The following is a 25,633-nucleotide window of genomic DNA, read 5'->3' on the forward strand; positions in this document are numbered from 1 at the left end:
TCTATTTTTTACGTTTAACGATTTTCCGCATCGTTGGCGAAGAGGTAAACCAGAGCAAAAATCCGCTCAGTACAGTGATCAATCCCATAAGGGAAAAGGCCCGAAGGACAGTTGTATTAAAATCGTCCCTGCCCTCATAATCCATAGTGTGGGTCATCCACAAAAAATCGAACCATCTCCAGTTTCGATGTCGTACGGTTTGAAAAGAACCATCGGCAAGGGAAACATAGGCCTTAATATTTTCAGGGGAATCATACGAAATCACATAAGCGGGCAACTTTCGTCCTCGATATTCATGATGCTCATCTGTTTCCTTGATGACCTCCACATTTTTCACTTTTAAACTCGGCACCATCTCACGTGCTGCAACCGCTAAGGCCTCTTGTTCCGAAATGTTGTCTTTTAGGCTCCCATCCCTCGCATCCACCAAAAACTCATGGTTTATCCAGTAGTAGGGTTTTCCTGCTATTTCTTTTAGGCTCAACGAACTTATTTTACCCGGTATATTGATTTCTGAACTTCCGATGAGACCATCAAAGGCCACAGGTTCATGATCCATATTCCTGAAATGGTCCCCATGGATTTCATCAATATCGGTCCAACTGAAATAAAGGCCACTGGCCGTCCACATAATGAATTGTATTCCCAAAAACAGTCCCAAATACCTGTGGGCCTTTCTAATTTTAATCGCTGTTTTTCGTTTTACCATTTTTGTATTAGTCGATTGATTTAGTTCGTAGTCGTAATGCATTGGCAATCACCGATACGGAGCTAAAGCTCATGGCTAGGGCAGCAATCATGGGTGAGAGCAATATCCCAAAAAACGGATAGAGCACCCCTGCCGCTACCGGCACTCCGATGGTGTTGTAGATCAATGCAAAAAATAGGTTTTGTTTTATGTTTTTCATGACGACTTCACTAAGGTTCCTTGCCTTAACGATGCCGTGCAAATCACCTTTTACCAAAGTGATCATAGCACTTTCTATGGCCACATCGGTACCTGTGCCCATGGCAATACCCAAATCGCTCTTGGCGAGTGCCGGGGCGTCGTTGATGCCATCACCGGCCATGGCAACCACTTTTCCTTCGCCTTGCAAACGTTCCACTTCCTTCATTTTATCCTCCGGCAAAGCTTCTGCCTTAAAATCATCCAAATGAAGTTCTCCCGCCACCGCCTTGGCTGTGTTGGCATTGTCGCCTGTAAGCATAATCACGGAAATTCCCCTGTCCTGAATAGCTTTGATGGCTTTGGCACTGGTTTCCTTTATTTTATCACCAATGGCCACAAAGCCATGACATTTCCCATCGATAGCCAAATAGGAAACCGTTTTTCCCTTTTCTTGGGATTTTTTAACCTTTTCCTTTATCGAATCAGAGATTTCGACATTGGCCTTTTCCATTAATTTAATGTTGCCCAAATGGACTTCGGAACCATTGATTTTACCTTCCACCCCCATACCGGTTACGGCATTGAAAGAATCAGTTTTTAGAATCTTTACATCTTGTTCCTTGCCATAATTCACCGTCGCCTGGGCCAATGGATGTTCACTGTTGGCATTTACCGAGACAACGTATTGCAACAAATCTCTATCTGAATAGTCGTCCGAAAAGGCCTCCAAATGGTCAAAGGTGGGTTTACCTTCGGTAATGGTTCCCGTTTTATCAATGATCAAGGTGTCCACATCGGCCATTTTCTCCAAAGCTTCCGCGTTTTTGATCAGCACACCGTTTTGAGCTCCTTTACCCACCCCGACCATTACGGACATTGGTGTGGCGAGACCCAGTGCACAAGGACAAGCGATAATCAAAACTGCAATGGCATTGATCAATGCATAGACATAAGCGGGCTGTGGACCCCAAATGGCCCAAACCGCGAATGTAATTATGGAAATGATCACCACAATGGGCACAAAATAGGCCGATACCTTATCTGCCAAATTTTGAATGGGCGCCCGGCTTCGGCTAGCTTGGTTCACCATATCAATGATTTGTGAGAGCAACGTATCACTGCCCACCTTTTCGGCCTTCATCAAAAAAGTTTGATTTCCATTAATGGTGCCGCTGCTCACTTTGTCATCCGCTGCTTTTTCAACAGGGATAGGTTCCCCTGTGATCATGGACTCGTCAACAGAGGTTTCTCCCTCGGTAATGATACCATCCACAGGAATCTTTTCGCCAGGTTTTACTCTAAGAATATCCCCCTTTTCGATATCATCAATACTGACCTCAACTTCTTCTCCATCAACCACTTTGATGGCTTTGTTGGGTGCGAGCTTCAACAATTCCTTTACGGCATTATTGGTCTTACTATGTGCTCTGGCTTCCAGCAATTGTCCCAAAAGCACTAGCGTTAGGATAACCGTGGCCGCCTCAAAATAGACGTGTACGGCACCAGATTCAGTCTTGAACTGTTCCGGGAAAAATCCGGGAAACAACAATCCAAGGACACTGAACAGAAATGCCACACCAGCCCCAATACCAATTAAGGTGAACATGTTCAAGTTCCATGTTCTGATACTTCGATAGGCCCTTTCAAAAAACATCCAAGTGGCATAAAAAACCACGGGGAGCGATAATCCAAACTGTACCCAGTTCCAATATCTTGGTTCCATTACTTTGTACAATGGATTATCGGGTATCATTTCGCTCATAGCGATAATAAAAATGGGCAAGGTAAACGCAAGGGCGATCCAAAACTTTTTGAGCAGTTTTTTATACGTTTTTTCCTCTGCACTGGCTTCTGGTTCCTTTGGCACCAAATCCATTCCACATTTTGGACAGGAACCTGGTCCATCTTCAACCACTTCGGGGTGCATGGGACAAGTCCATTGTTGTTTGGAACTGGTAGCTGAATTTTGTTCCTCTACTAAATCCATTCCGCAAACCGGGCAATCACCTGGTTTATCGTAGGTTTTATCCCCTTCACATTGCATAGGGCAATAAAAGGTGCCATTTCCGTTCGAAACGGTCTTCTTCTCTTTTTTCTTGGGTGGATGGTGATGGCCATGAACATGGATGCTATAGCCTCCTCCATCGTTTTTTAGTGCTTCCTCAAAGGTCTCAATTGGGATATGCTCCTCCATCTGGATTACGGCCTCGGCCTTTTCCAAACTGACTTCAACCCCGGTAACCCCGTCAACTTTTGATAGGGTTTCCTCTACATGGCTTCTACAGCCATTGCAGCTCATTCCGTGTATGTGATAGGTATGTTTCATCTTTTTGTTTTTTATTCAAAACTAGCTGAATACCAGTCGGAAGCTTTTTACAATTCTGGGTTTCTTTTATACAATTTGGTCCAACGGTCTCCTGTTCCACTCTTGCAATTTCTTATAATCGCTCATCGACATCCCCGTTACCGATTTAAACTGTTTGGCCAAATGACTGCTGCTTTTATAATCTAAATCGTAGGCAATTTCGGAGAAGGTTTTGTTTCCCATTTGGATCTCTTCTTTTACCTTTTCCATTTTGAGCAGGATAAAATATTTTTCAATGGTCAAGCCCTCCTTCGCACTGAACATTTTACTGAGCGCCGAATACTCCTTGCCCAGTTTTTTGGCCAAGTATTCCGAGAGATTCATATCGGAACGGTCATCCAAAGCATTGATCAAGTGTTTCTTGATGTCAACGATGTATGTTTGATCTACATCCTCGATCAATTCAAATCCGTTCTTGGTCAAAATCTCCCGAATACGTGCTATTTGGCCAATGGCCGAATCCTTGAATTCAACCTCTCCCAAGTCAATTTGTACCACCTCAATGCCAACATCCCGAAATTCATTTTTCAGAACGCCTTTGCATCTTTCACATACCATATTTTTTACCTTGATACGCATAGTGGTACAATTTGAAATTAGTTATGGGTGTGCCCGTCGGCCATGTGCTCCTCGTTCAACACATAGGTCATACCGCAAACTGGGCATTTTCCTTCCTCATCACTGCCGCTCCCTTCACAATGCATGGGGCAAACATATTTGGAAGTATACTCTTTACCTTCCATTTTGGCAGTTTCCATGCCTTCCATATCATGATTTTCATGATCCATTTTCTCCATATCGTGACCTTCATGCTCCATGGTTTCTTCCGTAGAAGTTTCTTTGGCTTCCTCCGTTTTTCCCTTGCACGATACTGTAAGCACCAATACTGATGCAAATGCGATTCCGATAATTGTTCTGATGTTTGTTCTCATTCTTGATAAATTAAATTTACTTGTTAATTAAATAATTGATGATGGCAGATTGTATATAATATAACTGCACTGATTGTATTTGATTGGTCTGAAATTTTAATTGCAGCTCCTGTACATCGAGCACATCATTGAAATTGATGGTTCCGGTTTCATAACTCTTGATCAAGATTTCTTCTGCATCCTTCGCTTGTTCCAGATTCTTTGCTTGGGTACGGTATGCGATACGTGCTTGGTTGCGTTGCGAAATGGCACTGGCATAGGCATTTTCCAAAACATTCAATCGCTCCTTTTTCTGAAATTCAATCTCCTTTTGACGGAGCTCGTTCTGCTTGGTGACGGATTTGAACTTGTTGTTGAAAATAGGAATGGAAAAAGTAACCATGGGCATTACAATATCCTTCCCGTTATCGCTCATAGCCATGTCTTCACGTTCGGAAACAGGAATATAGTCCAAACCTATCCCGAAACTTGGTGCATTTTCCTTTTGGTTGAGCACTTCGGATTGCGTTACGGATTCATACAATTGGTCATACTTGAGCAACTCCGGGTTCAGGCTCAAATCGTCCTTGTTCAAAATAGTATCATCCTCAGGGATTTCCATTTCTTCCAAAACCTCCACCTCAATACGTCCCTCACGATTCAGCAAATTGTTGAATACGGCCTGCTCTGACAAGTAGGATTGTTCCAAAACTTCTTTTTGCTGTTGTAATTCATTCTGACGGATTTGAAGTTTTAATATATCCACGGCCGAAGCTTTCCCTACTTCAACCGAAGTGAGCGCCAAGGTTTCGTAAGTTTTCAACAGTTCAATGTTTTCCTGAAGCACCTTTTGCTTGGCCTGAATCCCGTATAAATTATAGTAGGATTGTGCCAAGGACAACGCCAGTTTCCGTTTGGCGATTACAATTTCAGCATACTCTGTCTCTGCCATGGAACTTGCGTAGTTCTCCCGCGCCGTGATGGTACCGAACCAGGGCAACATCTGCGAGACCGAAAACCGAGCTCTTTGTGCTCCCGTTCTGGTTTCTGGTTCGCTCACAAAATATCCTGCGGCAACCGTTGTGTTGGGCAAGGTGTTCACTTCGTTCACCTTTTCTTTAGCAATATTATAGCGTAGTTCCAAGGCCTGAATCATGGGACTGTTCTGTTCCGCTTCTTGCAGATAGCTTTCCAACGATTGGGCCTTTGTCCCAAAGCTTGCGAGTACAAACATTATATAAATGAATCTTTTTTTCATTGGTTTTGCATTTTAAGTTGCAACTCACTTTTCCAACTGAACAGCACCGGCACTACAAAGAGTGTAATCAAAGCGATTAGCATTCCACCAAAACTTGGAATGGCCATCGGAATCATAATATCGCTTCCCCTACCTGTACTGGTGAGCACGGGCAAGAGTGCCAAAATGGTAGTCGCGGTGGTCATCAAACAAGGTCTTATTCGCTTTTCTCCCGCTTCCAATACCGAAGCACGAATCTGTTTCAAGTTGTCCGGTTTGTTCTTGTCAAAAGTTTGGGTAAGGTAGGTGGCCATGACCACCCCATCATCCGTAGCAATTCCAAATAATGCGATAAACCCGACCCACACCGCAACACTCAAATTAATGGTGTGCATTTGGAAGAGGTCCCGAAGGTTCTCGCCCATAAAACTAAAGTTGAGGAACCAGTCCTGACCGTAGAACCAAATCATTAAAAACCCACCCGCAAAGGCTACCAAAATCCCTGAAAATACCATCATGGAGGTAGCAACGGACTTGAATTGGAAGTACAGAATCAAGAATATGATCAACAACGCCATCGGAACCACTACGGACAAGGTCTTTTTCGCCCTTAATTGGTTTTCGTAAGTGCCCGTGAATCGGTAACTGATGCCTTGGGGCACCACCAATTCGCCGCTGTCTATCTTTTCCAGAATCTTGGCCTGGGCATTTTCCACCACATCCACTTCAGCGTAGCCATCGAGCTTATCAAAAAGTACATAGCCTACCAAAAAGGTATCTTCACTTTTAATGGCCTGCGGACCTTGTTCATAACGGATGGTGACCAATTCGCTCAAAGGAACAGGGCTTCCTTTTTGCACAGGAACATAAATGTTTTTCAAATCGGTTGGATTTTCACGGAGTTCCCTTGGGTATCGCACACGAACGCCATATCGCTCCCTTCCTTCCACGGTTTGTGTCAATTGCATCCCGCCAAGGGCCACCTCCAAAATCTGCTGCACATCCTCTATCACCAAACCATATCGGACCAATTTTTCACGGTCTATATCGATAAGGAGGTAGGGCTTACCAACGATTCTATCAGCAAAAACGGCCTCGTCCTTCACCCCGGCCGCTTCTTTTAATATGGGCTCCAGTTGAAGGCCAAAATTTTCGATTTCCTTTAAATCTTGACCCTTCACTTTAATGCCCATTGGGGCCCTCATCCCTGTTTGCAACATCACCAAACGCGTCTCAATAGGCTGTAGTTTAGGAGCTGAAGTGACTCCTGGTAATTTGGTGACCCTCACAATTTCATTCCAAATATCATCTGGACTTTCTATTTCCGGTCGCCAGTTTCTAAAGTTCTCCATCGCTATCTGGAATCAATAAGTTCCTGTCGATTCGCAAGGGCTCACTTACATGGTTATCGGCATAGTTCTGCTCATTGCTCACTTGCAAATTTGGATTGGCAAGCACTTTTCCATTGCGCAATTCAAAATAACCATCATCATTCACTTTGAATCGCTGTGGACTCCCTGCTTCATTTTTTTGGTATTCTGATCGGTATTGAATAATGTTCTCGTACATGGAAAGTGGCGCAGGGTCCAAAGCGGATTCCGTTCTCCCCGCTTTTCCCACCACTGTTTGAATCTCTGGAATGGTAGCTACGGCCATATCCAACTGCTGTACCACCCGTTTATTTTCTTCCACTCCGGCATGCGGCAGGGAAGTCGGCATCAACAAAAAGGAACCTTCATTGAGGGAGGGCATAAACTCTTGGCCCGTGTTTCGCATAATCATAAATCCGAATACCACAATCACCGTGGGAATGGAAAGAAATAGCAATTTATGTTCCAAGGCCCATGTTAAAATACGGCTATAGTATTGTCGGAACAGGTAAAACCCGCCGAGCAAAACACCACAGATCAATCCCACAAAAATCAGGTTGATGGCAATGCTACGATCAAAACCGAGAGGTCTCCAATAGGTGGCCAACAAAAAGGCGATGGTGGCAACGCAGATACCCACATTGAGCATACTGTTTTGTTTCCCATCCAAAGTTTGACGGAGTTTTAAGATTCCCGAAACACCAAAGGCAATCAAGGCCAAGCCCAACCAATAGCCAAAACCAATGGCAACCAGTCCCGAGGCAATTAAAATGCCGTTCCAGACATAAGTAATAGTGGGCTTTCGGTTTTTCTTTTTGAATATGATGGCCGCAAACGGTGGAATGAGGAACAGCGCCACAATAATAGAGGCTGTCAACGCCATGGTCTTTGTAAAGGCCAACGGCCTGAATAGTTTTCCTTCTGCCCCCACCATGGTAAACACGGGTATAAAACTGATGATGGTGGTCAGTACAGCCGTAAGAATTGCCCCAGAAACCTCGGCAGTAGCATTGTACACCACCTCATTTATAGGTAGATTGTTATCGTTTTCATCCATGTGCCGGATAATGTTCTCGGAGAGGATTACCCCTACATCGACCATAGTCCCAATGGCAATAGCGATACCTGAAAGTGCAACGATATTGGCATCCACGTTGAACATTTTCATGGCGATGAACACCATGAGTACCGCAATCGGTAAGAGTCCAGATATCAAAACGGAGGCCCTAAGATTGAACACCATGACCACAATGACCAAAATGGTTATCAATATTTCCAGAGTCAGGGCTTCGTTGAGTGTTCCAAGTGTTTCTTGGATGAGTTCTGTTCTATCGTAAAAAGGAACGATGGTGAGTTGAGAAGTAGTTCCATCTTTCAAAACTTTGGAAGGAAGCCCTGCACTCAACTCCTTTATTTTCTCCTTCACATTGTTGATGACCTCCAACGGATTGGCGCCGTATCTTGCTACAACCACACCACCGACCACTTCTGCACCTTCTTTGTCCAAAATGCCACGGCGGACAGCAGGGCCCAAGGACACATGGGCCACGTCCTTAATTCTGATGGAGGTGTAATCCGTTGCCGTCACTACGGCATTTTTGATGTCGTCCAAGGATTTGATGTATCCCAATCCACGAACCAAGTATTCGGCTTTATTAATTTCCAATGTCTGCGCACCAATGTCCCGATTGCTCTGTTTAACGGCCTTGACCACTTGGTCCAACCCCACATTGTACTGTTTCATCAGTTCGGGGTCTACATCTACTTGGTATTCCTGCACAAACCCGCCAATGGAAGCAACTTCCGAAACGCCCGATGCAGATGACAATGCATATTTTACATAGTAATCCTGAACGCTTCGAAGTTCCTGCAAGTCCCATCCTCCGGTTACATTGCCATCCTTATCGCGACCTTCCAAGGTATACCAAAAAATCTGTCCCAAGGCTGTGGCATCAGGTCCCAAAGCAGGGTTTACCCCATCGGGCAATAAATTGTTGGGCAACGAATTGAGTTTTTCCAGAATTCGGCTACGGCTCCAGTAGAACTCGACATCCTCTTCAAAAATGATGTAGATGCTGGAAAACCCGAACATGGAAGAACTCCGAATGGTCTTAACTCCAGGAATACCAAGCAAAGAAGTCGTTAATGGATACGTAATCTGATCTTCGATATCCTGTGGGGAACGGCCCGGCCATTTGGTAAAAACAATCTGTTGGTTTTCCCCAATATCCGGAATGGCATCCACGGCAACGGGATTGCTGGGCAAGATACCGGTATCCCAATTAAAGGGAGTGCTCACAATGCCCCAAGCCATAAAAAATAGCAGGAGCAATATGGCTACCAGTTTATTCTCTATTAAAAATTTAATGCTTTTATTGAGCATAAGGGTTTGATTTAAACATTAGATCGATACAAAAAATGCGTATAAACGCAACTGCCCAACCAAATTGGCCGGGTACATTCAATCAATGCTTAAATCAAATAAGGAAAGTCTGATCCAGAACCTGGACGTCCCGTATCAATGGTGGAGGATTGTACTCCCTGAACGAACTTGGCTCTTCGGAATCAATTTCAAAAAGCTGAAAATAGGATTGGACAAAACTTATCAAAAAGACTTGTTGGTCCAAATCAAACTTCTCGAAAGAAATTTTAAGGTCATCTTGACCTTGAACGGTGAAAGATTCATCATTACAACAGGATTTTTCCATATCCATATCCATGTCCATACCGCAATCATCGGCATGGGCAAAAAAGGAAATATCCATCACACGGCCCATACAAATATGCTTGTCCACCGTCCACGAAACCGTAGAGGCCAAGACCAAAAGGGCCATTAATGAGGATACTATTTGATGAAAAATCTGTTTCATTCGACTACAAAACTACAAAATATTAACATTTATTGTTTTGCTTAACAGAACTTTATCTGTTTTTGACCTGTAAGTTCACTTTCTTTTGTCGTACAAATCCACTATTCAATACATTTGCAAAAAAAAATGTCATGCTAAAATCATTGGAACCCAAAGTGCTCGAAATCGTAAAGGATGGGAACAAATCCGTGGATGACCGTTTGGGCGAAATCTGTGAACTTTTGCGCAGCAACGTAGCCCATTATGATTGGGTAGGGTTCTATTTTAAAAATGGTGACAAAGAAGAATTGAAACTGGGCCCCTACGCAGGTGCTCCCACCGATCACACCATCATTCCTTTTGGCAAGGGCATTTGTGGGCAGGTAGCCGTGAGCAATCAGAACTTTGTGGTACCCGATGTTGCCGCTCAGGACAACTACATCGCCTGTAGCATTACCGTTAAAGCTGAAATTGTTGTTCCGCTATTTGTGAACGGGGAAAATGTGGGCCAAATCGATATCGATTCCAACACTCCAGACCCATTTACCGAGGAAGACGAGCGCTTTTTGGAATTCATCAATGCCGAAGTAGCCAAAATTCTGTAAAACTTCTGATATTTTGTTGATAAACCGTTCTGATTTTTAGATTCAAAAAAAGTACTTTTGTGCGCTTAATAAATTGATTCTAAGACAGAGAAGATGACTGCTAAAAAAGCCTCCGCTGCATTAATTTCCGTATTTCATAAAGATGGTCTGGAACCCATCGTTAAAAAATTGGATGAACTTGGGGTAACTCTTTATTCTACAGGAGGAACCGAAAAATTTATCCGCGATTTGGGTATCGATGTGGTACCCGTTGAGGACGTGACCAGCTATCCATCCATATTGGGCGGTCGTGTAAAAACATTGCACCCGAAGGTCTTTGGAGGAATTTTGAACAGACAGGACAACGAAAGTGATGTGTCCCAAATGAAGGAGTTCGATATTCCGCAGTTGGACATTGTGATCGTGGATCTCTATCCCTTTGAAAAAACCGTTGCCAGTGGCGCTTCGGAACAAGATATAATCGAGAAAATCGATATTGGTGGTATTTCCCTGATCAGGGCGGCCGCCAAAAACTTCAAGGATGTGCTTTGCGTATCGTCCATGGAGGATTACGAAGACTTTTTGAACGTAATTACCGAAGGAAACGGCGCCACCACCTTGGAAGACCGCAAACGTTTTGCCACCAAGGCCTTCAATATTTCATCCCATTACGATACGGCCATCTTCAACTATTTCAACAAGGAGAAAGAAGAAACCGTATTGAAAATCAGCGAGACCAAAGGTCAGGTGTTGCGTTATGGGGAAAACCCGCACCAAAAAGGATTCTTCTTTGGTGATTTTGATGCCATGTTCACCAAGTTGCACGGAAAAGAGCTATCTTACAACAACCTTTTGGATGTGGATGCCGCCGTAAACTTGATGGGTGAATTCAAAAATGATGACCCAACCTTTGCCATCTTAAAACATAACAATGCCTGTGGATTGGCCACGAGAAACACCATCAAACAAGCATACGTGGATGCCCTGGCAGGAGATCCAGTTTCGGCATTTGGCGGTATTTTGATTTCCAATGTTGAAATTGACAAACCAACGGCCGAAGAAATTCACAACCTGTTCTGCGAAGTAGTAATCGCTCCCAGTTATTCCGATGAAGCTTTGGAAATTTTGAAGGGCAAGAAAAACAGAATCATTTTGATTCAAAACGAAATTGAATTGCCAGAAACTTTGGTCAGGACTTGCTTGAACGGCGTTCTGGTTCAGGATAAGGATTCCAAAACCGATTCCAAAGAGGACCTGAACCCAGTAACGGACAAAAAACCGACCCCACAAGAAATCGAGGATTTGATTTTTGCCTCCAAATTGTGCAAGCATACCAAAAGTAACACCATTGTTTTGGCCAAGAACAAACAATTGTGCGCCAGTGGAACGGGACAGACTTCACGTGTTGATGCACTGAACCAAGCCATACACAAAGCCCAATCTTTCAATTTTGATTTGGAAGGTGCCGTGATGGCGAGTGATGCATTCTTCCCATTCCCTGATTGTGTGGAGATTGCGGACAAAGCGGGCATTAAAAGTGTGATACAACCAGGAGGCTCCATCAAGGATCAATTGAGCATAGATTATTGCAACGAAAATGGATTGGCGATGGTGATGACAGGTACTCGACATTTTAAACATTAATTTTAGTACTTTAGCCGATAATTTTTACCGTTAATCCGAAAAACAGACGATTTTTATGGGATTTTTTGATTTCATGACCGAGGAAATTGCGATTGACCTTGGTACTGCAAATACCCTGATCATCCACTTGGACAAAGTGGTTGTAGACAGTCCTTCCATTGTGGCAAGGGACCGTGTATCGGGTAAAATAATCGCGGTAGGCCGCGAAGCCAATATGATGCAGGGGAAAACCCATGAAAACATCAAAACCATACGACCGTTGAAGGACGGGGTTATCGCCGATTTTGATGCATCGGAAAAGATGATCAGTATGTTCATCAAAAACATTCCTGCTCTCAAGAAAAAATGGTTTCCGCCCGCGCTTCGAATGGTCATCTGTATTCCTTCGGGCATTACCGAAGTGGAAATGCGTGCGGTACGTGAATCTGCGGAACGCGTAAACGGTAAAGAAGTTTATTTGATCCATGAGCCTATGGCTGCCGCTATCGGTATCGGTCTGGACATTATGCAACCGAAAGGGAACATGATCGTTGACATAGGTGGTGGTACCACGGAGATTGCGGTCATCGCATTGGGTGGTATCGTTTGTGACAAGTCCGTGAAAATTGCGGGCGACGTATTCACGAACGACATTATCTACTATATGCGTACCCAGCACAACTTGTATGTGGGCGAAAGTACGGCCGAGGCCATCAAAATCGAGATCGGTTCAGCTACGGAAGACTTAAAATCCCCACCAGAGGATAAATCCATTCAAGGACGCGATCTTTTGACTGGAAAACCAAAACAGGTACAGGTTTCTTACCGGGAAATCGCAAAGGCTTTGGACAAAAGTATTTTAAGGGTCGAGGATGCGGTAATGGAAACCTTATCGCAAACACCACCGGAACTTGCCGCCGATATCTACAACACAGGTATTTATTTGGCAGGTGGTGGGTCCATGCTCCGAGGATTGGACAGAAGGCTTTCCCAAAAAACCGATCTGCCCGTTTACATTGCCGAAGATCCTTTGAGAGCGGTTGTTCGAGGTACTGGAATTGCACTTAAAAACTTGGAACGCTATAAAAGTATTTTAATAAAATAGTGCTGTAATCTTTACAGTTCTATTACCTTCAAGGAGTTGAAAAAACCTTCTTAACGATACGATTGCATGCAACGCATCATCAATTTTGTTTTACGCTATCGAAATGCATTTTTGTATGTGTTTTTTGCGTTTATTTCTTTGGTGATGACGATTCGGTCCCATTCGTACCATCAATCCAAATTCTTTAATTCATCCCGTTGGGTCTCCGGTAGTATTTATGGTGCCGGTTCCGATGTTTCCTCTTATTTTGACTTGCAAGAGGAGAACAAAAGATTGGTCGAGGAGAATCAGCGATTGCGCAGAATTCTTTTCAACACAGAATATGATAGCATTGAACCTTTGGATTCCACTTTGGCCGTTTATCAAGTATTGAATGCCCGTCTTATAAAAAATAGTTTCACCTCACCTCGAAATTATGTTTTAATTGACAAAGGAGAGAAGGATGGGGTGCATCAAGATATGGGTGTAATCACTACGGACGGTATTTTGGGAATTGTGGAAAACGTGTCGAATAATTTTGCGACGGTGCAAAGCGTGCTCAACACCAAATCCAACATCAACGCAAAAATAAAGGGCACCGAATATTTTGGTTCGTTGGTATGGGATACAAAAGACTATTCCGTGGTACAACTGGTGGATATTCCCAGACTGGTCCCTTTGGTTGTTGGAGATACCATTGTTACCGGGGGAATGTCCAGCATTTTTCCGGAAAACGTTCCCATAGGTGTTATCAAGAAATATGATCTTAACGATTCCAAAAGTTTCTACAATATTGACGTGGAGCTATTCTCCGACATGGCCAACATTAAAAATGTGTACCTGATCGAGAACATTGACAGAGAGGAAATACAGGAACTTGAAGCCAGAACCATAGAATGAGCAATACCGTTTTCATAAATGTTCTCCGGTTTGTGTTGTTGGTCATCACACAGGTACTCATATTCAATAATCTCAACTTTCTGGGTTTCATCAACCCTATGGTTTATGTAATCTTCTTTTACTGGTATCCCATTAAAAGGAATCGTGCCATTTTTATGCTTACGGCTTTTCTATTGGGATTGGTCATCGATGTTTTCTCGGACAGCCTTGCATTGAACGCATTGGCATCGGTCACCATTGCTTATGCAAGACCTGCAATCATGCGATTTTGCTTTGGTGTGAACTATGATTTTCAAAATTTCAGTTTCAAGAACACGACCAAGATCCAGCGAATAACCTTTTTGGCCCTGATCGTCTTGTTCCATCACGCCATATTCTTTTCCTTCGAAATTTTAAGTATTGCCCATATCCTATTAATTTTGAAAAAAGTTTTTACCACAGGAATCGTAACTTTAATACTTTGTATTTTATTCAGTTCACTTTTTAGTCCAAAAACCGAATAAAAACGTAGTTTCTATCGTTGAGTTATATACAGCTCGATAATCTAGATCCGTCATGAAAAAATTATTGCTATCATCCGTTGTCATACTTATAGGGTTCACCTTTATAGGGAGGCTCTCGTATTTGCAATTGTTCCGGTTTTCCCCCGATCAAATATTGGACGATCCCGCTATCAAAAAAGTATATGATTATCCCGAAAGAGGCTATATCTACGATCGCGATGGAAAACTTTTGGTCGGAAACCAACCCGCATACGATGTCATGGTAATCCCCCGGGAAGTAAAACCATTGGACACTTTGGAATTTTGTGGTCTTTTGGGTATTGAGAAAAGTGAGTTTCTTTCCAAAATGGAAAAAGCAAGGATATACTCCCCACGGCTACCTTCGGTATTGGTACCCCAGCTTTCCAAGGAAGATTATGCCAAACTTCAGGAAAAAATGCGCCACTTCACGGGCTTTTATATCCAAAAAAGATCGTTGCGCTACTACAATACCAAAAGTGCTGCGAATGTTTTGGGCTATATCAGTGAAGTGAACGAGTGGGACCTTAAAAACAACCCGTATTATGTTGCCGGAGAATTAAAGGGCAGAACGGGAATCGAGAAACAGTACGAGGAAATCCTAAGGGGAAGAAAAGGCGTAAAACATATTCAAAAGGACCGTTTTAACAGGGACATTGGACCATATAAAAGCGGCAAACTGGACACCTTACCGGAACAGGGCAAGGAAATCCAGATCACCTTGGACAAGGTGCTCCAAGAATACGGGGAAAAATTGATGCATGGCAAAAGAGGCGGTATTGTGGCCATTGAACCCAAAACGGGTGAAATATTGGCCATGATATCGGGTCCAACCTATGACCCCTCACTGTTGGTGGGCCGAGAACGTTCCAAAAATTATAGCAAGCTCCATTACGATACCATATCCAAACCTACTTGGGACCGTTCCATTTTGGCACAACCCTCCCCAGGGTCTCCCTTTAAAACACTCAATGCATTGATCGGGCTTCAAGAAGGGGTAATAGATGAAGATACCAGATTTAAATGTTACCATGGTTTCTATGTGGGCAATACCCTAAGGGGATGCCATTGTGGTGGCGGTGTCAGGGATTTGAACTCGGGCATATATCAATCCTGTAATGCCTATTTCGCAGGTGTTTTCCGTCGAATCTTTGACAAATACGAAACCACGGACGAAGGTATGGATATTTGGGAAAAACATATGAAAAGTTTTGGGCTGGGAGATTATTTGGGCACCGACCTGCCAACCGGCGCCCCCGGAAGGATTCCTGATGTGGCCTATTACGATAAATGGTATGGCAATGGCAGGTGGGCCGCATCCACCATTATATCCAATGCCATTGGTCAAGGAGAGATTGCTGCCACTCCCCTTCAGCTTGCCAATATGACGGCAGCCATTGCAAATCGCGGTTATTTTTATACGCCCCATATCATAAAAAATATAGGTGGCAACGGAAAAATAGACCCCCAGTACACAGAGCCCAATTACACCACCATTGATAGAAAGTATTTTGAACCCGTTATCCAAGGTATGACCAACGTTTACAATTATGGAACGGCAAGATGGGTGAAAATTCCTGGCATCGAGATTGCGGGCAAGACAGGTACCGTGGAAAACTATATCCGTGTTGACGGTGAACGAATGCAACTGACGGATCACTCCGTTTTTGTGGCCTTCGCACCAGTTGAAAACCCTCAGATCGCATTGGCCGTCTATATTGAAAATGGATACTACGGTTCCCGTTACGCAGGTCATATTGCATCCCTTTTGATAGAAAAATATATAAAAGGTGAAATTACCAGAAAGGACCTGGAACAACGAATGCTTGAAAAAACACTGGAACATGAATATGCAAAACCCTATAGTGGTGAACCTTTCAAGATAAACGAATATGTCTGGTAAAGGGCCTTTTGGAAGGTTGGATTGGACCACTGTGATTCTTTATGCCCTATTGGTGTTCATCGGGTGGACAAACATATATTCTACCTCCATTGGTGAAACAGAAACCTCTATTTTTGATTTTTCCACCCTTTACGGCAAGCAATTGTTCTTTATTGGATTGGCGCTATTGGGAATTATTTTCGTTCTTTTTGTAGAATCCACCTTTTTTGAGCGCTTTGCCTCCATTTTCTATGTCGTTTCCATTGTACTGCTATTGGGCCTGTTCGTATTCGGCAAAACCATAGCAGGAGCCAAATCTTGGTACGACCTAGGATTTTTTAACCTGCAACCATCGGAGCTGGCCAAAGTGACGACCTCGTTGGCGCTTGCCAAATTTTTGAGCGATATCCAGACCGATATCCGAAATAGGAAGCATCAAATGTATGCCCTTATTATTATTTTGTTGCCGGCAGTATTGATTCTTCCTCAACCTGACCCGGGAAGCTCTTTGATTTATTTTTCCCTGTTTTTTGTACTGTTCCGTGAAGGTTTTCCCATTTATTATCTGGGCATTCTCCTTTTTGCCGTGGTGCTTTTTGCCACCACGTTGATGTTTGGGACTGTTTGGGTCGCCATTGGGCTGATCATACTCACTTTACTGGTATATACCTTCAAGAAAGCTTCCTTAAAAATTCCCATCCTGCCCGTTTTAGGGGTGATTATAGTTTCGATACTTTTTTCACTGTCCGTAAATTTTGTGTTCGAAAACGTATTCGAGCAACGACATCGTGATCGCTTTGCCCTATGGTTAAGTTTGGAAAAAGATGAGGAAAAATTAGAAGAAATCCGCAAGACCATTGGCTATAACACCTATCAATCTGAAAAAGCAATTGAATCCGGTGGGTTTACAGGTAAAGGATTCCTTGAAGGCACGCGGACCAAGGGTGATTTTGTGCCCGAACAGCATACCGATTATATTTTTAGTTCCGTTGGCGAAGAGTGGGGCTTTTTGGGCACTGCCACTGTAATTTTATTGTTCTCCCTGTTCTTTTTGCGGTTGATATATATAGCGGAGCGGCAGAAGAGTGATTTTAGTAGAATGTACGGCTATGGAGTAATTTCGATTTTGGTATTCCATTATTTTATAAACATAGGAATGGTAATTGGGCTATTGCCAACCATTGGAGTGCCACTGCCATTTTTCAGCTATGGAGGCTCTGGATTGATTTTCTTCACAATGTTGTTGTTCATCTTTCTAAAGCTGGACTCCAACCGTTTAAAGGACGGGATTTAGAACTTCCACCCTTGGACCTCTACTTGGGACTCGATTCTCGACTGCCAAGCTTCAGGCTGTTTTTCAAAAAAATCAATACCGGTTCTGGCTTCTATCTCATCAACGGAAACCAAGAATTTTTGCAATGGTTCACCAGTCTCTTTGGCTGGAATCAAAAAGGCTGCTACTTGGGTGCCCGTGACACCTTCTTTCACCAAAATCTTAAAAAAGGCCTTGGGTACATCCACATCTTCTTCCCCGATTTCCACCAATCCTTCTTCCAATACACCTCCCGTCATCACTACCAAATCACCATATTTTTTGCACCAATACCGAACTTTTTGTTCCAAACGGTTCCAAATGCCAGCATTAAAATACTTGTCCTGGGGACTTATGTTGCTTGTATAGAATGTTTCATTGAAGGCCTGTTCGGAAAACCTTCGGTCCCCTGCCGGACATAAATGCCCCCTATCATATCCTGAGCCTCTGTAGTTTCGCCAATCGGCCGATTTTGTGCTTACTTTCGGATCTTCTATAAAATAAGGTCTTTCTCTATCATCGTCCGTCAGATGTTCCTTTTTTAAAATGTAGGCCACCCACTCAGCCTGCTCATGTGGCTCACTGTAGGAAAACGTATAATAGGAATGATTCACAATAACACCCGTTGTGGAACCCGGCAATAGTTTGGATTCAACTAAATTTCCTTTTGATGCATTAGAACCTGAATATGTAGCGGGCGTATAAAAATTTTCAAAAAGCCAAAAGCCTACAATGCATAGCGCCATGAGAAGGACATAAACTGTTCTATTTTTCATTTGACTTATCCCTTGTTGGAAATTTTATCAACCAAAGTTGCATAAAAAAAGCCAACTCCGCGGAGTTGGCTTTTTTTAATTTCTTGCCAATGTTTATCCTTTTACGCTGGCGAGTTTATCTTCTTTCTTGCTGATATTGTTCTTATGAAGATCTCTGAGCACATTAACGGCTTCTTCCACGTAAATATCACGAGCCAAGTCTTTATGCCATCTATCTCTTTTCTCCCTGAGCACAGAATCCTGTGTAAAAAGTTCTGTTTCGTATCGAAGGGAGTTAAAGGATAATTTGGAATCGTAATCCTTAAGGCTCTTGAACCTTTCGGAACGTCTTTTGGCTTCTTGTTCCTTGCCCACATATGCATCATACTTTAGAGAGATCAGGTTTTCGTCCTGCTGTTCTTTCAACCATTTGGCATTTTCTTCGATAAGCTTGATCTGCTCATTTTTTGCCATACGTTCTTTACTGTTTTTTACGGCTTCGTCAAAATCGATGTATCCGTCCCAAACTTTGTAATCGGCAGGGCTAATCTTGTCCCAGCCCAATGGGTTTTGCTGATCGCGCTCCCCAAGATCGATATAACTGTACCTGTCCGGCACCACAATATCGCTCTTGACGCCTTCCAATTGGGTAGAACCACCGTTGATTCGGTAGAATTTTTGTGTGGTGAGCTTAATGGCACCCAAATCGCCATGTTCATTACTTCTTACGATATCGTCCAAAGGAATCACGTTTTGCACGGTACCTTTCCCGAATGTTTGTTTGCTTCCTATGATTACCGCTCTTTTGTAATCCTGCATGGCTGCTGCCAATATTTCGGATGCGGATGCAGATAGTTCGTTGACCAAGATCACCAATGGTCCGTCCCATTGAATGCGTTCGTCTTTGTCCTCGTGTACTTCCTTGCGCTGACCTGAGGAACGAACTTGAACGATTGGACCGTCCTTGATGAATAATCCAGCCATTTCGACAACAGTTTTTAGGGAACCTCCACCGTTGTCCCGTAAATCCAAGATTATGCCTTCAGCTCCTGCTTCCTTAAGGCGCTCCAGTTCCTTGGCAACATCGGTTGCTGCGTTTCTTTCACTATAGTTCTCAAAATCCACATAAAACTTTGGAAGATCGATCAAACCGAATTTCTCTTCGCCTGCATCTATGGTAGCCGATTTTGCGTAGGATTCCTCCAATTCTACCACATCCCTTGTTATGGATACGGTCTCAATGGTGCCATCCACTTTTCTAACGGTAAGATCCACCACGGTTCCTTCCGGGCCCTTGATGAGCTTAATGGCATCTTCCAATCGCATTCCCACAATATTTATAGGCTCTTCACCTTCTTGGCCCACTTTCAATATTTCATCACCTACTTCCAAGGACTGGTCTCTCCATACGGGACCACCGGAAATAATCTCCACGATTTTGGCCCCTTCGGGTTTCTTCTGCAACCTGGCACCGATTCCCTCGAACTTACCGGACATCCCAATGTCAAATTTCTCCTTTTCCTCTGGGGCAAAATAAAAGGTGTGCGGATCAAATTCTTCCACGATGGTGTTCAGGTATTGCACAAACCAATCTTTGCGTTCCAGATCATCCACAAAATCAAAAAACTCGTCCAAGGTGTTTTTTGTGACCTCTCTGGCCTCTTCCTCAGTAGTCACTTTATCTATGGAGCCAGGAATATCGCTGAATGAGTAGGCAACATCAGAATCGATATCGGTATCGGCATCTGCGATCTGATTATCGATTTTGTTGTCAAAAACATTGAGCGTATTGTATTTCAATTGCTTTCTCCAACGCTCTTTGAGCTCTTTTTTGCTGGAAGCGAACTCTTGCTTGTCATAATCGATTTCGATGGTTTCATCAATGTTGTAATCGAAGGGTTGGGATAGTACTTCCTTGTAAATTTCCTTGGCCTCTTCCATTCGGACCATCAATCTTTGATAAACGGCATTGAAAAATGTGATATCGGTGTTCCTGATCTCATCATCGATCATGAACCTGTACTTTTCAAATTCCCGGATATCACTTTTAAGGAAATATCTTTTGGTAGGATCGATGACCTCTATAAAATCATCAAAAACATTGGAACTGAAGTTGTCGTTCAACTCTTTGGGCTCGTAGTGGCCCTTTTCCAAAACATAGGAAATCAATTCCAACAAAAATTTATCCTTGTCATCATTATTGAAGGACTTATTGGTGAAACTGCATGAGGCTACCGCCACTAGAATTACCAAAAGTGCCAAGATGAAGTTCTTTTTCATAAATATTTTTTTTTAAGGGCGCCCAATCTGTCCATTATCCATAAACTTGATTGTTCCCCTTATCGTTTCTACTTGTATGAATTCTCTAAGATACAGAAAAAACCGTGCCACGCCTGACAGCTGGATTTAATTTTTTGTTAAACGCACAACGCTCCATATCCTTATGAAAAACGTATTTTTATAGCTTAAATTATCCAAGATGGAAAAACCCCTTATTCTTGTCACCAATGACGATGGAATCACGGCCCCTGGACTCAGGGCACTGGTGCGCACCATGAAGGAAATCGGGGATGTTGTGGTAGTCGCTCCGGACAGCCCCCAAAGCGGGATGGGACACGCGATTACAGTGGACAGCACTTTGTTTTCCAAAAAAGTGGTCGTGGACCATAAAGAAGGTGCCCCGAGCGAGTACAGTTGCAGCGGCACACCGGCGGACTGTGTAAAATTGGCGCTTAGGGTAATTTTGGACCGTAAGCCCGATATTTGCGTTAGTGGAATCAACCATGGTTCCAATTCCTCCATAAACGTGATATATTCCGGAACCATGAGCGCCGCCATTGAAGCAGGTATCGAAGGTATTCCAGCCATCGGTTTCTCCTTATGCGATTATTCCTGGGATGCCAATTTTGAACCCGCTTTGGGTTCCATCAAAAAAATTGTTTCCGAAGCATTGATCAACGGAATACCCAAAGGAACCGTACTCAACGTAAATATTCCAAAAACGGATACAGAGCCCAAGGGCATAAAGGTATGCAGACAGGCCCGGGGCAACTGGAAAGAAGAATTTGATAAACGAAAAAGCCCGTCAGGAAAAGATTATTATTGGTTAACGGGAGAATTTGAACTTTTGGATAAGGGCCAAGATACCGACGAATGGGCGTTACAGGAGGGTTACATTTCGGTGGTCCCTACGCAGTTCGACCTTACGGCGCACCATGCCATACAACAAATAAACAACTGGAACTTAAATGAGCACTAAAAAAGAGATCGTTATTGGATTTATAGTGGGCATCATCGCAAATACCTTTGGTACCCTACTGTATATCCTGTTATTTTCGGATTTAAGTATCGTGGACACTTTTAATGCTGCAATCGAGCAAGGTCATATTGGCAGTTTATTGGCTTTAGGAGCCATTTTGAACTTGGTTGCATTTTTTGGTTTTTTACGAATCAAACGAGATCAGCGTGCCAGAGGCGTCATGTTGGCTACCTTGGTTACGGCATTGGTTATCTTGATGTACAAAGTGATGTCCTAAAACTCTTAAAAATCAACCGCAAAAGTAGGTTCAACCCAAATTTGCATGGCTAAAATTATCGTTGAACTTGTTTTTGAACTTGACATTTTAAAATGAAATATTACATCATAGCTGGTGAAGCATCTGGGGACTTGCACGGTTCCAATTTGATCAAGGCGCTTAAAAAAGAGGATACCTCGGCCGAGATTCGTTGTTGGGGCGGTGATTTGATGCGACAAGCTGGCGGGGAACTGGCCAAACATTACAAGGATATGGCCTTTATGGGTTTTTTGGAAGTGCTCATGAACATTCCCACCATTTTCAAGAACATTGCCTATTGTAAAGAGGATATTGAAAGATTCAATCCGGATGTGGTCATTTTCATAGATTTCTCCGGTTTCAACCTTAGAATTGCAAAGTGGGCCAAAGAACAGGGTTTCAAGACCAATTATTACATTTCTCCCCAGATTTGGGCCTCAAGGGAGGGGCGTATTTCAAAAATTAAACGGGACATTGACAATATGTATGTTATCCTGCCTTTTGAAAAGGATTTTTACGAAAAAAAACATGGATATCCAGTCCAATTTGTAGGACACCCTCTTATCGATGCCATTGAGAACACTCCCCTTCAAGACAACGAAACGTTTAGAAAAGAAAACAACCTAGATCCAGAAAAGCCAATTATCGCCTTGTTGCCCGGAAGCAGAAAACAAGAGGTACAAAAAATGTTGGACGTGATGCTTTCGGTAAAGAAAGATTTTCCCAATTTCCAATTTGTGATTGCAGGTGCTCCCAGCCTTCCCGATGAATTTTATTCACCATTCCTAAAAGGAGACAAAGTAGAATATGTTTCCAACAAGACCTATACGCTTCTGAAACATTCCCATGCTGCCATGGTCACCAGTGGCACTGCAACTTTGGAAACTGCACTTTTTGGAATCCCTCAAGTGGTTTGCTATAAAGGAAATTGGATTTCCTATCAAATTGCGAAGCGCATTATAACCTTGGATTATATTTCCTTGGTAAACCTCATCATGAAACGGGAAGTCGTCAAAGAACTGATTCAGAATGATCTGACCACAAAAAATCTTAAAACAGAGCTTGCCAAAATTGTGGACGGAGCCGAAAGGGAACGGATGCTATCCGATTATGAACTGCTCAAAGAAAAATTGGGCGGAAGAGGTGCCAGTCAATTGGCAGCCAAATTAATCGTGGAAAATGTGTAGTTTTATCTTCCAAGAATGTAAATCTATTCTTGGATGTTACGAAAAACCATAATCTTACTGTTGCTTTTTGCTATCACCGCTTGCGGCCCGGGCAAAAAACGACGCACCTACAGCAAGACCCGAACCGTTACGGTAGAGGGGTCAACCACCGACACTTCCCCTGAAAAAGAATCCAAAAAGGAAAGCAAAAAAGAGGGGCGTAAAAATGCTAAGGCAAACGAAATCATTTCCACTGCACTGGCTTATTCCGGAACACGTTACAAATATGGCGGCACCACGAAAAAGGGCATGGATTGCTCTGGATTGGTCTATGTTTCCTTAAAGGAAAACGACATTTTGTTTCCCAGGACATCCTACCAAATGGCCATGGAGGGGCAAAAAATTCGGGTAAACCAAGTCGAAAAAGGAGACTTGTTGTTTTTTCAGACGAGCAAAACACGTAGACGCATCAACCATGTAGGATTGGTGGTCGAAGTGGATGGGGACGACATTAAATTCATTCATGCCACAACCTCACGTGGCGTACTGGTATCTTCATTACGGGAAGGATACTGGAACAGCGCTTTTGTTAAGGCCATGCGAATACTTTAGTGCACCAGCTTAATTTTGTGTCCATAAAGCTCACATTGTGGGTTATATTGGGCATTATTGTTGGTTTTTATTTTGAAGTTTCCCTGCTTTGGCCCTTAATCGCAATGCTTTTGTTACTGCCGCTGATGTATTGGAGCAACAAAAAGCAACAGCGACAAGGGTTCCCGTATTTTGAAGCAGTTACTTCGCTTACCAGCTTATACTTAGGCGTTTTTGTTGTCGGTATTTCCATGGAAAACGGCATGCCCGACCACTATGCCAAACTAGATTTTAATTCAGATAAAGTCTGGCACTTAAAAGTAAATGAGGTACTGAAGCCAAATGCCTTTTCGCACCGGTACATTACCCAGATCATTACTGGGGATGATGAGACCACGTCGGGAAAATTGCTTGTCAATCTTTCCGCAGATTCCACCTCGAAACTATTACAGATAGATGATGAGTTGCTGGTGTTTTCATCCCTTGAAAGTATTCACCCACCCCTCAACCTCTATCAATTTGATTACAAAAACTATCTTGAAAAACAAGGGATTCGACATCAGATCAGGACCAATCATGCCTCAATCATAAAAAAAGAAAGAGCTCCCAGCACTTTGCTGGGGATTGCCTCGGGTTTTAGGAAGCATATCATTTCAAAATTGAAAGAAAAGGATTTTGGAGCAGAGGAAATGGCAGTGATCCAAGCATTGCTTTTGGGAAAACGAGACGATATTTCCGAGAACACCTATAACAACTACAAAAATGCGGGGGCCGTGCATATTTTGGCGGTATCCGGGCTTCACGTGGGCATCATCCTTTTTATTTTAGAGTTTCTTTTGAGTCCACTGGAGCGATTACCTAAAGGTAAAACCATCAAACTCATTTTAGTGGTGACAATGCTTTGGAGCTATGCGTTTATCGCAGGACTCTCCCCTTCCATAGTTCGAGCAGTCACCATGTTCTCCTTTGTGGCCTATGCGCTTTATCTCAACCGGCCCACGAATTCTTTTAATATCATAGCACTTTCCATGCTGTTCATATTATTGATAAAGCCCTTGTTCCTGTTTCAAGTTGGTTTTCAAATGAGCTATGCCGCTGTTTTTGCCATTGTTTGGGTCTATCCCAAGTTGCAAAAATTATGGTTTCCCGAGAATATCCTGGTTCGTAAAACATGGCAATTGCTATCGGTGAGCGTTGCGGCCCAGTTGGGCGTTTTGCCGATAAGCTTGTTTTATTTCCATCAGTTTCCCGCTCTGTTTTTTATTTCCAACTTACTTGTCATTCCTTTTTTAGGTTTGATTTTGGGAACCGGTATCCTGGTAATTGTGTTGTCCTTGTTTGATTTTCTGCCCAACTTTTTGGCCAATGGTTTCAACGAGATCATCCGCCTAATGAATTCGGTTATTGGATGGGTAGCACAGCAGGAGGGTTTTATTATTAAAAATATTCCTTTTGATTCGGTTCAGTTGGTTTTGGGCTACTTTATCACTTTTGCTTTAGTGCTATTTTTATCAAAACCTCGATGGAAATCGGCTTTGGTATTATTTGTGGGCCTGATTGTTTTTCAAAGTTGGATTATCTGGAACCAGGTTAAGGTGCATCAAAAGGAAACCATCATCCTCGCACACCGTTCTAGGAATACTGTCATATTGCATCAACTGGGAGATTCGCTTTCTATAATCACTTCGGATCGTGATAACACGGGAACTATTGGAACTGATTATGCCGTGGCAGAACGAATTCAAAAATTGGATACCCTTGCATTACAAAACACGTATCGTATTGGTAGCGAAAATCTCTTCGTTATTGATAGTTCTGCCATTCTTCCTTTGGAAGAGCAGTTGGATTACTTATTGCTCTCACAATCTCCCAAAATCAATCTTGAACGGCTCCTGGATTCCATCAAACCCAAAAAAGTGTTTGCCGACGGTAGCAATTATCCCAGTTTGATCAACAAATGGAAATCGACCTGTGCACAAAAAGAAATCCCTTTCCACTACACGGGTGAAAAGGGATATTATGTTTTTAAGTTTTGAATCT

The 25,633-nt window shown here is 43.0% G+C and carries 20 protein-coding genes and 1 pseudogene; 12 read left to right on the forward strand and 9 right to left on the reverse strand.

Annotated elements, in window-relative coordinates; all coding sequences use genetic code 11:
* Position 1 precedes the first annotated feature (1 nt).
* The 7 genes and pseudogenes from SD449_RS10015 to SD449_RS10045 all read right to left on the reverse strand — a co-directional run bounded on the left by SD449_RS10015 (position 2) and on the right by SD449_RS10045 (position 9,642).
* Complete coding sequence (locus SD449_RS10015) at positions 2–709, reverse strand: PepSY domain-containing protein (RefSeq protein ID WP_318310372.1); 708 nt, start codon at positions 707–709, stop codon at positions 2–4.
* Positions 710–716: 7 nt separating this feature from the next.
* Positions 717–3,215, reverse strand: a complete 2,499-nt coding sequence (locus SD449_RS10020) for a heavy metal translocating P-type ATPase (RefSeq protein WP_318310373.1) — start codon at positions 3,213–3,215, stop codon at positions 717–719.
* Positions 3,216–3,281: 66 nt separating this feature from the next.
* A complete protein-coding gene (locus SD449_RS10025) occupies positions 3,282–3,833 on the reverse strand; it encodes a helix-turn-helix transcriptional regulator (protein ID WP_318310374.1) in 552 nt (183 codons plus the stop codon).
* A 17-nt stretch (positions 3,834–3,850) separates the two neighbouring features.
* Positions 3,851–4,186, reverse strand: a complete 336-nt coding sequence (locus tag SD449_RS10030; RefSeq protein ID WP_207035360.1) for a heavy metal-binding domain-containing protein — start codon at positions 4,184–4,186, stop codon at positions 3,851–3,853.
* A gap of 16 nt (positions 4,187–4,202) precedes the next feature.
* Entirely contained in the window at positions 4,203–5,423 is a 1,221-nt protein-coding gene (locus tag SD449_RS10035; protein ID WP_318310375.1) for a TolC family protein, read from the reverse strand.
* Positions 5,420–9,155, reverse strand: a pseudogene (locus SD449_RS10040) (efflux RND transporter permease subunit). The gene SD449_RS10035 and the pseudogene SD449_RS10040 overlap by 4 nt, the downstream one beginning before the upstream one ends.
* Before the next feature lie 94 nt (positions 9,156–9,249).
* The gene (locus SD449_RS10045) at positions 9,250–9,642 is read right to left on the reverse strand and encodes an HYC_CC_PP family protein (RefSeq protein WP_318310376.1); all 393 of its coding nucleotides are present in this window, start codon (positions 9,640–9,642) and stop codon (positions 9,250–9,252) included.
* Between the two features lie 131 nt (positions 9,643–9,773).
* On the opposite strand from SD449_RS10045, the gene SD449_RS10050 reads away from it, so the two are divergent.
* The 7 genes from SD449_RS10050 to rodA all read left to right on the forward strand — a co-directional run bounded on the left by SD449_RS10050 (position 9,774) and on the right by rodA (position 17,509).
* Complete coding sequence (locus SD449_RS10050; protein WP_318310377.1) at positions 9,774–10,226, forward strand: GAF domain-containing protein; 453 nt, start codon at positions 9,774–9,776, stop codon at positions 10,224–10,226.
* Between the two features lie 93 nt (positions 10,227–10,319).
* Positions 10,320–11,849: a bifunctional phosphoribosylaminoimidazolecarboxamide formyltransferase/IMP cyclohydrolase gene (purH, locus tag SD449_RS10055; RefSeq protein WP_318310379.1), complete on the forward strand. Its 1,530-nt coding sequence runs from the start codon at positions 10,320–10,322 to the stop codon at positions 11,847–11,849.
* A 55-nt stretch (positions 11,850–11,904) separates the two neighbouring features.
* Positions 11,905–12,933, forward strand: a complete 1,029-nt coding sequence (locus SD449_RS10060) for a rod shape-determining protein (RefSeq protein WP_127138234.1) — start codon at positions 11,905–11,907, stop codon at positions 12,931–12,933.
* Between the two features lie 66 nt (positions 12,934–12,999).
* On the forward strand, positions 13,000–13,812 hold the full coding sequence (gene mreC, locus SD449_RS10065; protein ID WP_318310380.1) for a rod shape-determining protein MreC: 813 nt from the start codon (positions 13,000–13,002) through the stop codon (positions 13,810–13,812).
* Entirely contained in the window at positions 13,809–14,315 is a 507-nt protein-coding gene (locus SD449_RS10070; protein WP_318310382.1) for a rod shape-determining protein MreD, read from the forward strand. The genes mreC and SD449_RS10070 overlap by 4 nt, the downstream gene beginning before the upstream one ends.
* Positions 14,316–14,367: 52 nt before the next feature.
* Positions 14,368–16,236: a peptidoglycan D,D-transpeptidase FtsI family protein gene (locus SD449_RS10075; RefSeq protein WP_318310384.1), complete on the forward strand. Its 1,869-nt coding sequence runs from the start codon at positions 14,368–14,370 to the stop codon at positions 16,234–16,236.
* Entirely contained in the window at positions 16,226–17,509 is a 1,284-nt protein-coding gene (gene rodA / locus SD449_RS10080; protein WP_318310386.1) for a rod shape-determining protein RodA, read from the forward strand. The genes SD449_RS10075 and rodA overlap by 11 nt, the downstream gene beginning before the upstream one ends.
* Here the strand turns inward: rodA and SD449_RS10085 are convergent.
* Both SD449_RS10085 and SD449_RS10090 read right to left on the reverse strand, forming a co-directional pair.
* Positions 17,506–18,303 (reverse strand): DNA/RNA non-specific endonuclease, encoded by a 798-nt coding sequence (locus tag SD449_RS10085; RefSeq protein ID WP_318310387.1) that lies wholly within the window; start codon positions 18,301–18,303, stop codon positions 17,506–17,508. The two genes, rodA and SD449_RS10085, sit on opposite strands and share 4 nt — an antisense overlap.
* 93 nt (positions 18,304–18,396) lie before the next feature.
* Positions 18,397–20,562 carry a carboxy terminal-processing peptidase gene (locus SD449_RS10090; RefSeq protein ID WP_318310388.1) on the reverse strand — a complete coding sequence of 722 codons (2,166 nt, stop codon included), beginning with the start codon at positions 20,560–20,562 and terminating at the stop codon, positions 18,397–18,399.
* A 199-nt stretch (positions 20,563–20,761) separates the two neighbouring features.
* On the opposite strand from SD449_RS10090, the gene surE reads away from it, so the two are divergent.
* From surE to SD449_RS10115, 5 genes are all read left to right on the forward strand, one after another.
* A complete protein-coding gene (gene surE, locus SD449_RS10095; RefSeq protein WP_318310389.1) occupies positions 20,762–21,541 on the forward strand; it encodes a 5'/3'-nucleotidase SurE in 780 nt (259 codons plus the stop codon).
* Positions 21,531–21,818, forward strand: a complete 288-nt coding sequence (locus tag SD449_RS10100; RefSeq protein ID WP_318310390.1) for a hypothetical protein — start codon at positions 21,531–21,533, stop codon at positions 21,816–21,818. Before surE ends, SD449_RS10100 begins: the two co-directional genes overlap by 11 nt.
* A 92-nt stretch (positions 21,819–21,910) precedes the next feature.
* A complete protein-coding gene (gene lpxB / locus SD449_RS10105; RefSeq protein WP_318310392.1) occupies positions 21,911–23,023 on the forward strand; it encodes a lipid-A-disaccharide synthase in 1,113 nt (370 codons plus the stop codon).
* Positions 23,024–23,056: 33 nt separating this feature from the next.
* Positions 23,057–23,614, forward strand: coding sequence for a C40 family peptidase (locus SD449_RS10110; protein ID WP_318310393.1), 558 nt, complete (start codon positions 23,057–23,059; stop codon positions 23,612–23,614).
* A 17-nt stretch (positions 23,615–23,631) separates the two neighbouring features.
* Positions 23,632–25,629, forward strand: a complete 1,998-nt coding sequence (locus tag SD449_RS10115) for a ComEC/Rec2 family competence protein (RefSeq protein WP_318310394.1) — start codon at positions 23,632–23,634, stop codon at positions 25,627–25,629.
* The last annotated feature ends 4 nt before the right edge of the window (positions 25,630–25,633 follow it).

The sequence above is a fragment of the Flagellimonas crocea genome, assembly GCF_033441595.1.
In the GTDB taxonomy this organism is placed as follows: domain Bacteria; phylum Bacteroidota; class Bacteroidia; order Flavobacteriales; family Flavobacteriaceae; genus Flagellimonas; species Flagellimonas crocea.

What these genes read in the sequence shown, in the direction of transcription:
- SD449_RS10075 (WP_318310384.1), top strand. Translation starts at nt 14,368, where the DNA reads ATGAAAAAATTATTGCTATCATCCGTTGTCATACTTATAGGGTTCACC.
- SD449_RS10015 (WP_318310372.1), bottom strand. Translation starts at nt 709, where the DNA reads ATGGTAAAACGAAAAACAGCGATTAAAATTAGAAAGGCCCACAGGTAT.
- SD449_RS10025 (WP_318310374.1), bottom strand. Translation starts at nt 3,833, where the DNA reads ATGCGTATCAAGGTAAAAAATATGGTATGTGAAAGATGCAAAGGCGTT.
- SD449_RS10030 (WP_207035360.1), bottom strand. Translation starts at nt 4,186, where the DNA reads ATGAGAACAAACATCAGAACAATTATCGGAATCGCATTTGCATCAGTA.
- SD449_RS10035 (WP_318310375.1), bottom strand. Translation starts at nt 5,423, where the DNA reads ATGAAAAAAAGATTCATTTATATAATGTTTGTACTCGCAAGCTTTGGG.
- mreC (WP_318310380.1), top strand. Translation starts at nt 13,000, where the DNA reads ATGCAACGCATCATCAATTTTGTTTTACGCTATCGAAATGCATTTTTG.
- SD449_RS10050 (WP_318310377.1), top strand. Translation starts at nt 9,774, where the DNA reads ATGCTAAAATCATTGGAACCCAAAGTGCTCGAAATCGTAAAGGATGGG.
- SD449_RS10100 (WP_318310390.1), top strand. Translation starts at nt 21,531, where the DNA reads ATGAGCACTAAAAAAGAGATCGTTATTGGATTTATAGTGGGCATCATC.
- lpxB (WP_318310392.1), top strand. Translation starts at nt 21,911, where the DNA reads ATGAAATATTACATCATAGCTGGTGAAGCATCTGGGGACTTGCACGGT.
- surE (WP_318310389.1), top strand. Translation starts at nt 20,762, where the DNA reads ATGGAAAAACCCCTTATTCTTGTCACCAATGACGATGGAATCACGGCC.
- SD449_RS10060 (WP_127138234.1), top strand. Translation starts at nt 11,905, where the DNA reads ATGGGATTTTTTGATTTCATGACCGAGGAAATTGCGATTGACCTTGGT.
- purH (WP_318310379.1), top strand. Translation starts at nt 10,320, where the DNA reads ATGACTGCTAAAAAAGCCTCCGCTGCATTAATTTCCGTATTTCATAAA.
- SD449_RS10045 (WP_318310376.1), bottom strand. Translation starts at nt 9,642, where the DNA reads ATGAAACAGATTTTTCATCAAATAGTATCCTCATTAATGGCCCTTTTG.
- SD449_RS10085 (WP_318310387.1), bottom strand. Translation starts at nt 18,303, where the DNA reads ATGAAAAATAGAACAGTTTATGTCCTTCTCATGGCGCTATGCATTGTA.
- SD449_RS10020 (WP_318310373.1), bottom strand. Translation starts at nt 3,215, where the DNA reads ATGAAACATACCTATCACATACACGGAATGAGCTGCAATGGCTGTAGA.
- SD449_RS10110 (WP_318310393.1), top strand. Translation starts at nt 23,057, where the DNA reads ATGTTACGAAAAACCATAATCTTACTGTTGCTTTTTGCTATCACCGCT.
- SD449_RS10070 (WP_318310382.1), top strand. Translation starts at nt 13,809, where the DNA reads ATGAGCAATACCGTTTTCATAAATGTTCTCCGGTTTGTGTTGTTGGTC.
- rodA (WP_318310386.1), top strand. Translation starts at nt 16,226, where the DNA reads ATGTCTGGTAAAGGGCCTTTTGGAAGGTTGGATTGGACCACTGTGATT.
- SD449_RS10090 (WP_318310388.1), bottom strand. Translation starts at nt 20,562, where the DNA reads ATGAAAAAGAACTTCATCTTGGCACTTTTGGTAATTCTAGTGGCGGTA.